The sequence below is a fragment of the Helicobacter mesocricetorum genome, from assembly GCF_900198605.1.
Lineage (GTDB): Bacteria > Campylobacterota > Campylobacteria > Campylobacterales > Helicobacteraceae > Helicobacter_D > Helicobacter_D mesocricetorum.
In genome coordinates this window covers 39,767-53,505 of record NZ_FZPJ01000034.1, presented here as the reverse complement: position 1 = coordinate 53,505, position 13,739 = coordinate 39,767, and the positions used below count along the sequence as shown (strand labels likewise).

Sequence of the window (13,739 nt, the reverse complement as noted above, 5' to 3'; positions counted from 1 at the left end):
TCTAAAAGATTAGAATCAATTTTTACAGAAGATAGGCTTGGTGGAGTAGCTACAAGAGAAGGCATTATTGCCCCCCCCCCCCTAATATTTATTATATTGTTAGTTGGTTGCTTGATAGAGTTTTTTGTCATAATTCACCTCATTTTTATTTTTTTTGGAGTATAGCTAAAATATGATTAATCTGTATTTAATTTTATTTGGAAGAATGTTGTAGTAAGAATGTTTTTAGGGAGATTTTAAATATCTATGGCAGAGAGGAAGGGATTCGAACCCTCGAAAGCTTGCACTTTACACGCGTTCCAGGCGTGCTCCTTCAACCACTCGGACACCTCTCTATATCCCCATTAAGGGGAAAGGTTATTTGATAGCTACCATTTTACGACGCAAATAAGCAATCTTGCTTTGAAGCGGGAGGTCTTTTGGGCAAACATCGTGGCACGCAAGTAAGCTCATACAACCAAAAACCCCGTCATCATCTCCTATTAGTTCGTAATAGTCTTCATTGTTTCTTTCATCGTGTGGGTCAATCATAAACCTAACAATACGATTAAGCCCGGCTGCTCCTACAAAGTCTTCTCGCATAAGTTTTGTCCCGCAAGCTGCAATGCAACAACCACATTCGATACATCTATCAAGCTCAAAAACTTCTTGGGCTACTTCTGGTTCTACTCTTTCTTCAAGCTTACTCATATGCTCTTCGCTTTTTTCTTGAGCGTGAATCCAGCTTTCTACTCTCTTACTCATTCCATTAAACCAATTTCCTGTATCAACGGATAAGTCTTTAATAAGCTTAAAGGCTGGTAGAGGCATAAGCGTAATAATACCATCTGGAAAGTCTTTTGTTAAGGTTCTACAAGCAAGTCTTGGACGCCCATTAATCATCATTCCACAGCTTCCGCAGATTCCAGCTCGGCATACAAAGTCAAAGCTTAAATCGGGGTCATATTGCTCTCTAATCATATTTAATACGATAAATACAGTCATTGAATGCGCTTCTTGGAGTTTATACTCTACAAAATGTGGTTTTGAAACCGCACTATTGGGGTTAAACTTTAATACTTTAATTGTTAGCGTTCTACCGCTATTTTCGGTTGCTCCACTCATTGTTTGTCTCCTATTCTTTCATTGCGGGTTTTATAATATGCTTGTAAATCAAAGGGCATTAATGCTTCTTGAATATCGTATCTATCTTTGCCTTGTGCTTCCATATCAGAACGTATTCTATCAATTTCCTCTTGTCTTCTTAGGCTTTCTGGGTTTTCGATAATCATTCCTTTAGCACCATATCCACGGAATCCCGGAGCAATTTCCATTGTTGCAATATCTAAGGATTCATAGGTAAGTGTTGGTAAGGTTTGATTGGGGTCTTCCCAAGAAGCCAAAGTTCTTTTTAGCCAATTAACATCATCACGTTTTGGATAGTCTTCACGGCTATGCGCTCCTCTTGATTCTGTTCTATCTAAAGCTCCTTTGGCGACACATAGAGCGATTTTAAGCATTTTTGGGACGCGGTAAGCTTCTTCTAGCTCCGGATTAGCCTCTAATCGCTTTGTGCTAATGGAGATATTTTTGCAACGAATGTAGAGTTGTTCAAGTTCATCAACGGCTTCTTTAAGGTGAGTCCCATCACGGAATATGCCGACTTTATCTCCCATAATCTCTTTCATTCTATTTTTGATCTCAAAAACATTTTCTTTGCCCTCACTAGCTAAAATGCTATTAAGATAGGTTTGTTGCTTTTGGATACATTCTTCTACAAGTTTTGTCTCGATGGTTGCGTAAGTGCTTTGGCAACTCTCTGCGAAATAGTCTCCGATAATCATCCCAGAAACCACCGCTTCGCTCACAGAATTTCCACCTAATCTGTTAAATCCGTGTAAATCCCAACAAGCAGCTTCTCCTGCAGAGAAAAGCCCTTCTAGTGCAGTCTCTCCTTTGTAGTTTGTGCGGATACCACCCATTGAGTAGTGTTGCATAGGCTTAACGGGAGCCCATTTTTCAGCAGGGTCGATTCCTGCAAAGCATTCGCAAATTTCTTGCACATCTCTTAAATTGGTTTCGATATGTTGTCTGCCTAAGATAGAGATGTCAAGCCATAAATGCTCTCCATAAGGAGATTTTACTCCTTTGCCTTCTCGTATTCTTTGAATCATTCGACGCGCAACGACATCACGACTTGCAAGTTCCTTTTTTTCAGGCTCATAATCGGGCATAAAGCGGTATCCATCCACATCTCTTAATATCCCACCATCTCCGCGACAACCTTCAGTTAGTAAGATTCCGCTAGGGAAAAGTGCGGTGGGGTGGAATTGCACCGCTTCCATATTGCCTAATTTTGCTACACCTGTTTCTAGGGCAATGGCACTTCCTATCCCCTCGCAAATTACCGCATTAGTTGTGTCTTTGTAGATTCTGCCATATCCACCTGTGGCGATTAATGTGCCTTTGGCGACATAGCCGATTAATTCTCCTGTGATTAAATCCCTTACAATCGCTCCATAGCATCGTTTGTCTTTGTGGATAAGGGCAATGGCTTCTTTTCTATCGTGGATGGTAACATTATGCTTTAAGGCTTCGTTGGCTACGGCAAATAGCATAGTGTGTCCTGTGGCATCTGCTGTGTAGCAAGTTCTCCATTTTTTTGTCCCGCCAAAGTCTCTGGAATGGATTAAGCCGTGGCGAAAATCTTCTTCGGTGATAGTTGTTTTTTGCGCATTAATAATGGCTGTTCTATCTCCCTTTTTAATCCTTGTCCAAGGCACACCCCAAGCGGCTAATTGTCGGATAGCTTTAGGGGCGGTTGTAACAAACATTCTTGCTACCTTTTGGTCGCAACCCCAATCACTCCCTTTTACGGTATCTGCAAAGTGCAAGTCTTCATTATCCCCATCACTCATTTTAGAATTACCAAGGCTTGCTTGCATACCACCTTGTGCGGCTGCAGAATGGCTTCTCTTGACAGGAATTAAGCTTAAAACGATAGTGTTTAAGCCTTTTGATTGACAAGCCACAGCTGCTCTAAGTCCTGCTAACCCTCCACCAATTACTAGTGAATCGCAATATATAATTTTCATTGATAACTCCTCATTTTTTGCCATAGAGGGTATGATCTAAGGTTCTCATATCCTCAATACTTGTATCGGGTGATACATTTTGGTTTAGACCTATTTTTACATAGGCTCCAAAGGTTAATAAGCCAAGAGCGATAAAGAAAACGCTCATACCTTTTTTGATGTTTCTTAAAGTGTTTAAACCTAAGTTTTCAAACCAACCCCATTTTACACAGAGGCGGTATAAACCAATAGAGGCGTGTAATTCCACAGCAAAAAGTAAAAAGATATATAAAATCCAAAAATGTTGATGCACGAAGCGGTAAGCAGAGGCGTTAGGTCCAATCGTATCTGGAGCGGTTAGCATTACAAAGAGATGCACGCTTGCTAAAAAGAATAATGCAAATCCGCTACAGGCTTGAATCCACCATAATGAGGTATCGCCGTGTTGCATTAGGGTTTTATGTATTTTAAAAACACTGAATTGCTGAAAATTAATAGGAAACTTTCTTAATGCTAAAAAAGCATGGATAACAAAGGCTGTGATTACAATTATTGCAACAATACTAACTAGGAATGGTTGCTCTTTTTCTAAGAATACACTGCCTTCAAAAAATTTTGTTACTTTATACATAATCTCTTCGCCTAGTAAAATACTAGAGACAAAAAACATATGTGCTATCATAAAAAGTGCTAGAAATAAACCTGTGGCACTTTGCCAAAAATCTAAACGCGCAGGAAGCTTACTTTTCTTGCGCTCTGAAGTTATTTTTAAATAACCTTGGATAATTCCTTCATCATTTTGCATAAAATCCTCCCGAAGTGGAATATTTGAGTGCTTTTGCACGACATTTAGCTTGAGACTATAAAACCTGCATTATAAAATAAAATCAATTAAATTTTATTAAATACTTAAACATAGAATGCAAAAAATGTAAAATCCCTATTGATGTAGTTATGGAATCGATAAAAATGCAACTTTTAAAGAAACTTAAAGGATAAAAAAGTATTATCGCTTGGGTTTGTTATGAAACCTGCAAACTCATTAATAACCTAAAAATTATATTAATATTTGTCAAAAGTTATATTATTAAGGAGAATTGCAATGATGCCCTTTAGTGATGAAGAGTTAGTAAAACCTGTGGAAATTGTAATTGATAAAGTTCGTCCAATGTTGGTAGCTGATGGCGGAAATGTAACTTTATTAAGGATTCAAGAGGGTAAAGTGTATGTCCGTTTAGAGGGAGCCTGTAAAGGCTGTGCTAGTAGCTCTAAGACTTTGAAATTTGGTATCGAACGAGCTTTAAAAGATGAGATTCACCCAGAGATAGAACTTATTAATATCGCTTAAAGTAAAGACAATGGCTTACTATTGGAAAAATAAAATCAAAGAGCACTTCATTAAGCGACATTATTTAGAGGTTTTGAAGCATTGTTCTTACTTATATGCAAAAATCATAGCGGAGTTAGATTCTAAGAAAAAACCATCTAAGCTTAAGGAGATTAAAACGGTTGAAATGTTTTCTATGCTTGCAGATATGGCATTAGAACATGAAGAGGAAGCAAGAGCTTTATTTGAATATTATCAAGTAACAAAAACAAAGAATAATTGGCAAACTGAAGAGAATATTATAGAAATGATTGGGAATTTTGATAAGAATCTTTGTGAGTTAAGTATGGTTATCCAAAGTATCCAAGATATTGATATTGATAAAAATGATGGAATTTTATACAAAGATTTTGAAGCATTAGAAAAAGATATTGGCTTTAAAGAGGCTTTTGAGGATTTAATGTTTAGCTCTAAAATCATTTTTACAAACAAAAATGATTTTTTATATTTTGTTAAAAATCTTGTGAAATTTGGTTTTGAAGATATTGCTATGAATTATTTTGAAAATTCCGGAAATTTTTTGTTTTTTGATAGAGATTTTTTAAATTTTTATAAAGAAATTTTACAAAATAGAAAACATCAATGAAGCTTTTACTAAGGAATCCTAAAACCTTTCGTTTTATTAGTGATGATTCAAGAGAAGATTCTAAGGATTGTGCGTTTTTAGTTACGCAAAGTTCTAAGAAATATTTACAACAAGCCAAAGAAAATGGCTTTAAAGATTTCTTAAGCCCACAGGAGTTGGGAGAATTTTTAGATTTAAATTTAAAAATCATTGGAATCACTGGAACTAATGGTAAAACAACGACAGCTGCAATGATTTATTCTATTTTATTAGATTTAGGTTGTAAAGTAGGGCTTTTAGGGACAAGAGGGTTTTTTATTAATGAAAAACAAAGACGTCCTAAAGGCTTAACTACCCCTAGTCTTTTAGAGATTTATTCTGCTATTGATGAAGCTAGATTAGAAGGATGTGGATATTTTGTTATGGAGGTTAGCTCTCATTCTATTGTCCAAAACAGAATAGAAGGCTTAACATTTGCCTTACGCATATTAACAAATATTACAAGCGATCATTTAGACTATCATAAGACTTTAGAAAACTATATTGCTACGAAAAATTCTTTTTTTAGGAATCCTAATGATAAGAAACTTATCAATAAAGATGAACCCAAGGCTCAATATGCTTTGCAAAATACACTTACTTATGGGATTGAATCTAATGCGACTTTTAGCGTGAAAGCGTATAGTCTTAGAAATGGAATTATTGCACAGATTGCCTATGGTAAAGAAGAATCCACACTTGAGGCGACATTTTTTGGAAAACATAATCTTTATAATGCCCTAGCGGCTATTGGGGCTATTAAGATTTTAGAGGATTTACCTTTAGAGGATATTGTTACTAAGTTAGAAAATTTTGGTGGAGTTAAGGGGCGTATGCAAGTAGTTAATGAGAATCCTCTTGTTATCGTGGATTTTGCTCATACAGAAGATGGAATGGAGAAAATTTTTGAATCTTTTTTGCATAGAAAAATCGTTGTTGTCTTTGGTGCTGGAGGAGACAGGGATAGATTTAAGCGTCCAAAAATGGGACTTTGTGCAGCAAGATATGCCCATACAATTTATCTTACAAGTGATAATCCAAGAAGTGAAAACCCTCGAAACATTTTAGAGGAGATTTTAGCGGGAATCCCCGAAGAATTACAAAAACAAAGAAATATTTATTTAGAGGAAAATCGTTCTGTTGCTATCAAAAAAGCCTTAGAGAATCTGCAATTTGATGAAGTATTGCTTATTTTAGGGAAGGGTGATGAGAGTTATCAAATCATTGGTGATGAGATTTTGGAATTTGATGATTGTAAAGAAGTTGAAAAATATATCCAAGCAAAGCACTAAGGCTTTACTTATTTGCTAGGATAGAGATAGTTTTCTTTTACTAGTAATTCTACTACTTCTTTGAATAGCGGAACAGCTGTTGTTGAAGCAAAATAGGCTTCTATCTCATTAGGTTCAAATACACTAATTCCAATGGTGTATTCATTGCCTTTGCTATCACTTACAAAACCAAAGAAAGAGCTATTGTATTTGCGGATATATTTGCCCCCTTGTGCTATGTGTGCAGTCCCTGTTTTACCACCTATGGTTAGCCCTTTAACTTGAGCGCTCCTGCCTGTCCCTTCTTTTACTGTTTTAATAAGCGTATTTTTAACTTCTGTGGCTGTTTTGTCGCTTAAGATTCTAAGTGGTTCTTGGTGTTTTAGTTTGTAGCGAACTTGCTGGGAATCTTGTAGGTATTCTACGATATAAGGGTCATAGGCTATTCCGTGATTGACAATAGTGTTATAGCCTTTTAACATTTGCATAAAGGTTGTCCTTAAGCCATAACCATAAGAAACGGTTGCTTTATAAACTTCACTTCGAAATCTTGCTATATCTGGAATGGTCCCGTTTTTTTCATAGGGTAAGTCAATGCCTGTTTGAGTCCCAAACCCAAAAGCCTGTAAGCTTGCGTAATATTCTTGAGGTCCTAGACGTTGGGCGATTTTTGCCATTCCTATATTGCTTGAGTAGAGTAAAATTTCTTCTACGCTAGAGGATTGGAGTTTGTGTGTATCAGTGATGTAGAAGTTGTGTAATTTATAGCGTCCATTTTCTAAAAAAATATTTTCTGTGGGGGAGATGAGATTTTTATCTAATAAAATAGAATAAATGATAGGCTTTATAATGCTACCTGGCTCATAAGAGTATTCAACTGCACTTGCATTTAAGGCAGGATAATCATTTTTGGTAATAGCATTAGGGTTAAATCTAGCACTACTAGCTAAAGCAATAATTTTTCCACTTTTGCTCTCCATAATGCCTACTAGGATTTCTTTTGCCCCTAATGCGATTTTGTTTTTATCTGTTAGTCGTTCAATCTTTTTTTGGAGTTTTAAAGGAATGCTTGAGATAATATCATATCCATCTATTCTGTCTTGAAAATTGGAATCTTTGTTTAAAATCACATTAAAGCCAATATCTCTTATACCAGTCATTAATAGATTGCTAATGGGCTTTAATTCTTCATTAAAGCTTCTTTCAATCCCTTTAACACCCCTTACTCGGGTTATTCTTTCATCATTTTCTTTATAAATATAGCCTAAAATTGGCTCCATTGCATCATTATAGAGATAATCTCTTGATTCCCCGCTCTCAACAATGGATAATCCATATTTAAAAATATTTCCATTTTTGTCTTCATAGGAGCGGAATACATTGAGTGCGTTGAGTTTGATATTGAGTTGTTTTAAATGGCTCGCACTTTTAGAATCAATATCATAAGAGAGAACAACATTTCCCTTTTCTTGGAGCTTTAGTTCAATCTCATCGCGTGGGATTTTACTATAAATCGAAAAAAGACTAACGAATAAATCTTTTTTTTGTGGGTCAATATTATAAGTATTTACTACTGCTTTATAGATTTTTTTACTAGAGGCTAAGAGGAATCCATCGTTACTATAAATAGAGCCTCTAATAGCACTTTCTATTTTTTTAGCTTGAAAGTTAGGGAGTTTTCTATCGGTGATAAATTGGTAAAAAGTAGTGCCTAAAAAAATGCAAAATCCCCCTGCTATGGTAAGAAAAAGAAGTAGGATTTTTCCTGTTTTTTTAGAACCAGAATTGTGCATTACATTTGAGTTTTAATAAGCTCTTTGTAGGCACTAATAGCTTTGTTTCTTACTTCTAGCATTAATTTCATACTATTTTCAGCTTTTCCTATGGCAACAGCAGCTTGGTGTAAATCTTTAATTTGTCCTGTTGCCATATCTGCCATAGCTTGTTCGCTAACTTTTTGGCGGGTATTGACTTCATCCACCGCTTCTTTTAGCATACTTCCAAAAGTTTTATTTGGAGCATTGAGATTATGGTTTGGCGATAGATTTGGGACATTTTGTAATTTTGATTCTGATTTTTCTAAATCTATACCGTATTTTTTAATTTCCATTTATATTCCTTTATGCTTGGAACATAGAAATAGCAGTACTCGCCATATTTTTGGCACTTTGGAATGCTGCAACATTGGCTTGATAAGCTTTAGTTGCTTCGATTAAATCTGCCATTTCCACGACAGGATTGATATTGGGATAGGCAACATAACCTTCTGAGTTTGCATCTGGATGGTTTGGCTCGTATTTCATTTTAGGTTGTGTGTCATCCCTGACAATCCTATCTACATATACGCTCATAAGCGTAGGTTTAGGCTCTAATCCTTTATCAAAAATATCCATTTCATCCAATGGATCTTCGTATTTTAGCAAATTATTGCTTTTTTCATACTTTTGGTTTAAAACTTTATCAAAATCAAAGGCTTTAAGGATTAGTTCTCGTCTTCTATAAGGACCACCCTCATCAGTTCTTGTGGTATTTGCATTTGCAATATTGCTAGAGATTACATTTACTCTTTGACGCTGTGCAGATAGTCCATAACCACTTATATCAAAGCTTGATAAAAACATTAGAACTCCTTAAATATTTCTTGAAGATTCAAGGGCATAGGCGTAAATTCCTGCCTGTTTTCTTAAAGCACCCACTAAAGCTTGATACATAATGTCATTTTTCCCCATTTCGGTAGTTTCAATATCTATATCAACACTATTTCCGTCGTTTCTACTTAGATGTCCATCACGATAAAAGATGGTTGGTAGATTGCTATTCTTATCTTCTAAAGGCAGGAGATGATTGGTGTTAGTAATAGCTACTTTTAATTCTAAGTTTCTCTTATTATCAAATATTTCCTCGGATTTTTTTGCCATCATTTGCTCAAAATTTAAATCTTTTGGGCGATACATAGGGGTTGAAATATTAGCAATATTACTTGCAATCATATCTCTTCGTAAAGCCCTATAATCTAGTGCTTCTTGTGCTAATTGTCTTGCTTGACTATAATTAAAAATACTCATTTAATCTCCTTAAGAGATAATATATACACAAGCTATTAAGCAAGTATTATTCCAATTTTAATAATATAAATTTAAGGGTAAAAATTATAGTCTTAGTTTAAAACACATTGATGAAATTTAAGAGTTCAAATGATGAATAATAAAATAAAAGTCTCTTTAATCCAAATGTCTAGTATTTCAAGGGATGTTGAGGGTAATTTAGAGATTGCTTTAAAGTTAGCCAAAAAAGGCGTTGAAAATGGTTCAAAGCTTGTTGTCTTTCCAGAGCTTTTTGATAGTGGTTATTGTGTGGAATTAGAAGATTATAAATATGCAAGTGATTTTGAAAACTTTGAAGATTCTAAAACTTTGACTACCCTTTTAGATTTTTGTTTAAAATATCAAGTTTATGTTGTAGGCTCTATCATAGAAAGAGATTCTCATAATAAAGTATTTTATGATACGGCTTTTATTCTTAGTCAAAAGGGTTTAGTGGGCAAATATAGAAAGATTTATTTATGGGGAGATGAGATCAGACGCTTTTGCAGAGGTGAGGATTATCCTGTTTTTAGCTTAGATTTTGGGGGTTTTAGGGCTAAGGTTGGTTTGCAGATTTGCTATGAGATAGGCTTTAGTGAGGGGGCTAGAATTTTGGGTTTAAAGGGTGCAGATATTTTGATATTTCCATCAGCTTTTGGGAGGGCAAGGCTTTATGCTTGGAATCTCGCAAGTAGAGCTAGAGCATTAGAAAATGGAGTGTTTGTTTTAGCGGTTAATCAAAGCAGGAGTCAAATTAGCCAATTCACCCACCAAAAAATAAATTTTGCGGCAAATTCTCAAATTATTAATCCCCAAGGGGAAGTTTTAGCAAGAGCAAGAAAAAGCAATGAAGTTTTAATATGTGGGCTTGATTTAGGAGAGTGTGCCAAACAAAGAAAAGCAATCCCTTATTTGCAAGATATGGATGTGTCTTTGCAAATAAAGGCTTTGCAAAGCTTAGAGAATAGACTTTAATCTAATTTAAAAGGAGTAAAAATGGCAAAAGAAATTTTAGTTGGTTATGGCATAGATATTGATGCAGTGGCAGGTTGGCTTGGAAGCTATGGAGGTGAGGATTCCCCTGATGATATTTCACGGGGATTGTTTGCTGGAGAAGTTGGAATCCCACGACTTTTAAAGCTTTTTAAAAAATATAATCTTAATGTTACTTGGTTTGCCCCGGGACATTCTATTGAAACTTTTCCAGAGCAGATGAAAATGATTATTGATGCGGGGCACGAGATTGGAGCGCACGGGTATTCTCACGAAAATCCTATTGCGATGACTCCTAAGCAAGAAGAAGATGTTTTGCTTAAAAGCATTGAGCTTATTAAGGATTTAACAGGCAAAAAGCCCACAGGTTATGTCGCTCCTTGGTGGGAGTTTTCTAATGTAACAAATGAACTTTTATTAAAACACGGAATCAAATATGATCATTCTTTAATGCATAATGATTTCACTCCCTATTATGTTCGCGTTGGGGATAAATGGACAAAGATTGATTATAGTGCAGAGGCAAAAGATTGGATGAAGCCTCTTGTTAGGGGAGAGGAAACAGATTTAGTAGAGATTCCAGCAAATTGGTATCTTGATGATTTGCCTCCTATGATGTTTATTAAAAAGTCTCCCAATAGCTTTGGGTTTGTTTCTCCTCGTGATATTGGGCAGATGTGGATTGATCAATTTGATTGGGTATATGAAAATATGGATTATGCGGTATTTCCTATGACTATTCATCCTGATGTAAGCGGACGCCCACAAGTGCTTTTAATGCATCAAAGAATTATAGAACATATTAATAAGCACGAAGGTGTGCGATGGGTAACTCTTAATGAAATGGCAGAAGATTTTCTAAAAAGAAATCCTAGAAGGAAATAAAGAGGGTTTAGCCCTCTTAAAATAGGAGATTTTATGTGTGTTTTATGCGGAGAGTTAATTACAAATATTCATTGGAGTGAGGGTGTAAATTCTGATGAAAGGGAAGTTATTGTAGGGGATAAACAAAGGGAGAGGATGCGCCAAAGGTTGCAAAAGGTAAAGGTTGTAAATATGGTTTTAAGTTTCTATGGTTTGCAATTAAAAGAATGGAATGCCTCTAAATTTGTCTTAAGTGATAAAAAGGGAAATACAAAGATTATTAATCATTTAGGAGAGCTTTGGGAAAGGGCAGATTCACTAACTTCTAAAGATATTGATGTTTTAGATATAAAACTTTTAGAGTTTTTACAAAAAAATTATGGCTAAGATACCCCTTACAATTATTACGGGCTTTTTAGGGAGTGGTAAAACAACTTTTTTAAGCGAAGTTTTACAAAACAATGCGGATAAAAAGTTATCCGTTATTGTTAATGAGTTTGGTGAAGCGGGATTAGATAACACTATTTTAAACCAAGCAATTTATCACATAGAGGAAAGAACGATTTTATTGCAAGGTGGTTGCATTTGTTGCAGCAAACGTGAAGATTTGGTGTTTCAGCTTAAAGAAATTTTAAATAATGGGGATGTAGAGTATGTTATTATAGAAACTACGGGACTTGCTAATCCCGCTCCTATTATTTTTAGTCTTTTGACAGATAGTGTCTTGCAACACCATTTTTTTGTGAATGAGATTCTAACTTGTGTTGATTGCTTGAATGTATTTTCACATTTAAAGCACGAGGAGGCAAGGCTACAAATTGCTATCTCTGATAAGGTTGTATTAACTAAACAAGAGCTTTTTAATGGAAATATTCAAGAGATTATAAATTGTATTGCAAACCATAATGCTTTTGTTGAGATTCTGCCCAAAAATTTAGTAGATTTTAGGGATATTTTAACTTCAAGAGAGATTAAACATTCAATTCCAATACAAACAAACTTGCATAAAGATACTACCTATTCCCTCTCCATAAGTTTTCAAGAGTTTTTAGATTGGAATGTTTTTAGTGTATGGCTTAGTATGCTTTTGTATAAATATGGCGAGAAGATTCTACGATTCAAAGGTATTTTAGATACTAATGAAGGGTATCCTATTGCTATTAATAGTGTCTTACATATTATTCATCCTCCTTTACACCTTAAATCTTGGGATAAGAAAAGAGGTTCGGAGATGGTGTTTATTTTTAGAGATATTCATAAAGAGGAGCTATTGGAGTCTTTTGAAGTTTTTGCGGGTTTATTAAAGCAAAAAATCGTGATTAACATTCATTGATTTTAGTTTGTGTTGGTTGATGAAGGTTTGATAAATGCTGAATTTATGCAAAATAATCATTTAATAAGAACTAAGTTTTTGGTTGGAAAAGTCGTTAAAATTTATTATTCATTGTTTTTATATTTATCAAATAAATGTTAGAATTTTAGAGTTAAGGAGAGAGAATGAAAGTATTATTATTGCAAGATGTCAAAGGCTTGGGCAAAAAAGGAGAGATTTGCGAAGTCAAAGATGGCTATGGAAAAAATTTTCTTATCGCAAAAAAGATGGCAGATTTTGCGACTAATGAAGTGATTAACCGCTATAAAGCAGCGCAAAAAAAAGCTTTAGAAATCGCTGCAGAAGAGAGGGCTTTAATGGAAATGACTGCAAAAAAGATTGCGGAAATTACTTTAAAGATTCAACAAAAGGTTGGTGCTAATGGTTCGCTTTATGGTGCTATAACAAAAGAAGATATTGCGGAACTTTTACTAAAAGAGCATCGCTTAAATATTGATAAAAAAACCTTAGAATTAAAAAACCCCATTAAATCCACCGGCGTTTATGAGGTGGAAGTTAAATTAGGGCAGGGTATTCACGCTACTTTAAAAGTCGATGTTGAGGGGATATAATGTTTGAGGCAACAACGATACTTGCGTATAGGAATGAAAAGGGTGCGGTAATTGGTGGAGATGGGCAAGTAACATTTGGGAATTGTGTATTAAAGGGAAATGCTACAAAGATTCGCTCTCTTTACCATAATAAAATTTTGAGTGGCTTTGCAGGTAGCACCGCCGATGCTTTTAGTCTTTTTGATATGTTTGAAGGGATTTTGGAAAACAAAAAAGGAGATTTATTAAAGTCTGTGATAGATTTTTCTAAAGCTTGGCGTAAAGATAAATATTTAAGAAGATTAGAAGCTATGATGATTGTGCTTGATAAAGAACATATCTTTATCCTAAGTGGGACAGGAGATGTTGTAGAGCCAGAAGATGGCAGAATTGCCGCTATTGGAAGTGGTGGAAATTATGCACTCTCTGCCGCTAGAGCTTTGGATAGATTTGGCAATCTCTTAGAGCCTAAGGATTTGGTTTTAGAATCTCTAAAAATTGCTGGAGAGCTTTGTATTTATACCAATGAAAATATTAAAATTTTAGAGCTTTAAAGGGGCT

16 protein-coding genes and 1 tRNA gene are annotated in these 13,739 nt (G+C 35.0%); 9 read left to right on the top strand and 8 right to left on the bottom strand.

Going from position 1 to position 13,739, the window contains the following annotated elements:
- Positions 1–247 precede the first annotated feature (247 nt).
- The 4 genes from C6H18_RS07155 to C6H18_RS07140 form a co-directional block, all read right to left on the bottom strand.
- Positions 248–335: transfer RNA gene (locus C6H18_RS07155), tRNA-Ser, on the bottom strand.
- 22 nt (positions 336–357) lie between these two features.
- The gene (locus C6H18_RS07150; protein WP_104722421.1) at positions 358–1,104 is read right to left on the bottom strand and encodes a fumarate reductase iron-sulfur subunit; all 747 of its coding nucleotides are present in this window, start codon (positions 1,102–1,104) and stop codon (positions 358–360) included.
- Positions 1,101–3,074, bottom strand: a complete 1,974-nt coding sequence (locus C6H18_RS07145; RefSeq protein WP_104722420.1) for a fumarate reductase flavoprotein subunit — start codon at positions 3,072–3,074, stop codon at positions 1,101–1,103. The genes C6H18_RS07150 and C6H18_RS07145 overlap by 4 nt, the downstream gene beginning before the upstream one ends.
- Before the next feature lie 10 nt (positions 3,075–3,084).
- A complete protein-coding gene (locus tag C6H18_RS07140; RefSeq protein WP_104722419.1) occupies positions 3,085–3,858 on the bottom strand; it encodes a fumarate reductase cytochrome b subunit in 774 nt (257 codons plus the stop codon).
- A gap of 297 nt (positions 3,859–4,155) precedes the next feature.
- On the opposite strand from C6H18_RS07140, the gene C6H18_RS07135 reads away from it, so the two are divergent.
- The 3 genes from C6H18_RS07135 to C6H18_RS07125 are packed head-to-tail and all read left to right on the top strand — an operon-like array spanning position 4,156 to position 6,336.
- Positions 4,156–4,401, top strand: coding sequence for a NifU family protein (locus tag C6H18_RS07135; RefSeq protein ID WP_104722418.1), 246 nt, complete (start codon positions 4,156–4,158; stop codon positions 4,399–4,401).
- Positions 4,402–4,411: 10 nt separating this feature from the next.
- Positions 4,412–5,026, top strand: a complete 615-nt coding sequence (locus C6H18_RS07130; protein ID WP_104722417.1) for a hypothetical protein — start codon at positions 4,412–4,414, stop codon at positions 5,024–5,026.
- Positions 5,023–6,336, top strand: a complete 1,314-nt coding sequence (locus tag C6H18_RS07125) for a UDP-N-acetylmuramoyl-L-alanyl-D-glutamate--2,6-diaminopimelate ligase (protein ID WP_104722416.1) — start codon at positions 5,023–5,025, stop codon at positions 6,334–6,336. The genes C6H18_RS07130 and C6H18_RS07125 overlap by 4 nt, the downstream gene beginning before the upstream one ends.
- An 8-nt stretch (positions 6,337–6,344) precedes the next feature.
- On the opposite strand, the gene C6H18_RS07120 is transcribed toward C6H18_RS07125, so the two are convergent.
- Genes C6H18_RS07120 through flgB form a run of 4 tightly spaced genes read right to left on the bottom strand, consistent with a single transcriptional unit; the run spans position 6,345 to position 9,380 of the window.
- On the bottom strand, positions 6,345–8,108 hold the full coding sequence (locus tag C6H18_RS07120; RefSeq protein ID WP_104722415.1) for a peptidoglycan D,D-transpeptidase FtsI family protein: 1,764 nt from the start codon (positions 8,106–8,108) through the stop codon (positions 6,345–6,347).
- Positions 8,108–8,425: a flagellar hook-basal body complex protein FliE gene (gene fliE, locus C6H18_RS07115; RefSeq protein ID WP_104722414.1), complete on the bottom strand. Its 318-nt coding sequence runs from the start codon at positions 8,423–8,425 to the stop codon at positions 8,108–8,110. The genes C6H18_RS07120 and fliE overlap by 1 nt, the downstream gene beginning before the upstream one ends.
- A gap of 10 nt (positions 8,426–8,435) precedes the next feature.
- Positions 8,436–8,936 (bottom strand): flagellar basal body rod protein FlgC, encoded by a 501-nt coding sequence (gene flgC, locus C6H18_RS07110; protein ID WP_104722413.1) that lies wholly within the window; start codon positions 8,934–8,936, stop codon positions 8,436–8,438.
- Between the two features lie 9 nt (positions 8,937–8,945).
- Complete coding sequence (flgB, locus tag C6H18_RS07105; RefSeq protein WP_104722412.1) at positions 8,946–9,380, bottom strand: flagellar basal body rod protein FlgB; 435 nt, start codon at positions 9,378–9,380, stop codon at positions 8,946–8,948.
- A 129-nt stretch (positions 9,381–9,509) separates the two neighbouring features.
- Here flgB and C6H18_RS07100 point away from each other — a divergent pair, with 129 nt between their 5' ends.
- From C6H18_RS07100 to hslV, 6 genes are all read left to right on the top strand, one after another.
- Positions 9,510–10,373 (top strand): carbon-nitrogen hydrolase family protein, encoded by an 864-nt coding sequence (locus tag C6H18_RS07100; protein ID WP_407645608.1) that lies wholly within the window; start codon positions 9,510–9,512, stop codon positions 10,371–10,373.
- 21 nt (positions 10,374–10,394) lie between these two features.
- Positions 10,395–11,276, top strand: a complete 882-nt coding sequence (locus tag C6H18_RS07095) for a polysaccharide deacetylase family protein (protein ID WP_104722411.1) — start codon at positions 10,395–10,397, stop codon at positions 11,274–11,276.
- 33 nt (positions 11,277–11,309) lie between these two features.
- Positions 11,310–11,642 carry a hypothetical protein gene (locus C6H18_RS07090; RefSeq protein ID WP_104722410.1) on the top strand — a complete coding sequence of 111 codons (333 nt, stop codon included), beginning with the start codon at positions 11,310–11,312 and terminating at the stop codon, positions 11,640–11,642.
- Positions 11,635–12,588 carry a CobW family GTP-binding protein gene (locus C6H18_RS07085; protein ID WP_104722409.1) on the top strand — a complete coding sequence of 318 codons (954 nt, stop codon included), beginning with the start codon at positions 11,635–11,637 and terminating at the stop codon, positions 12,586–12,588. Before C6H18_RS07090 ends, C6H18_RS07085 begins: the two co-directional genes overlap by 8 nt.
- Positions 12,589–12,752: 164 nt before the next feature.
- Positions 12,753–13,199 (top strand): 50S ribosomal protein L9, encoded by a 447-nt coding sequence (rplI, locus tag C6H18_RS07080; RefSeq protein ID WP_104722408.1) that lies wholly within the window; start codon positions 12,753–12,755, stop codon positions 13,197–13,199.
- Complete coding sequence (gene hslV, locus C6H18_RS07075) at positions 13,199–13,732, top strand: ATP-dependent protease subunit HslV (protein ID WP_104722407.1); 534 nt, start codon at positions 13,199–13,201, stop codon at positions 13,730–13,732. The genes rplI and hslV overlap by 1 nt, the downstream gene beginning before the upstream one ends.
- The last annotated feature ends 7 nt before the right edge of the window (positions 13,733–13,739 follow it).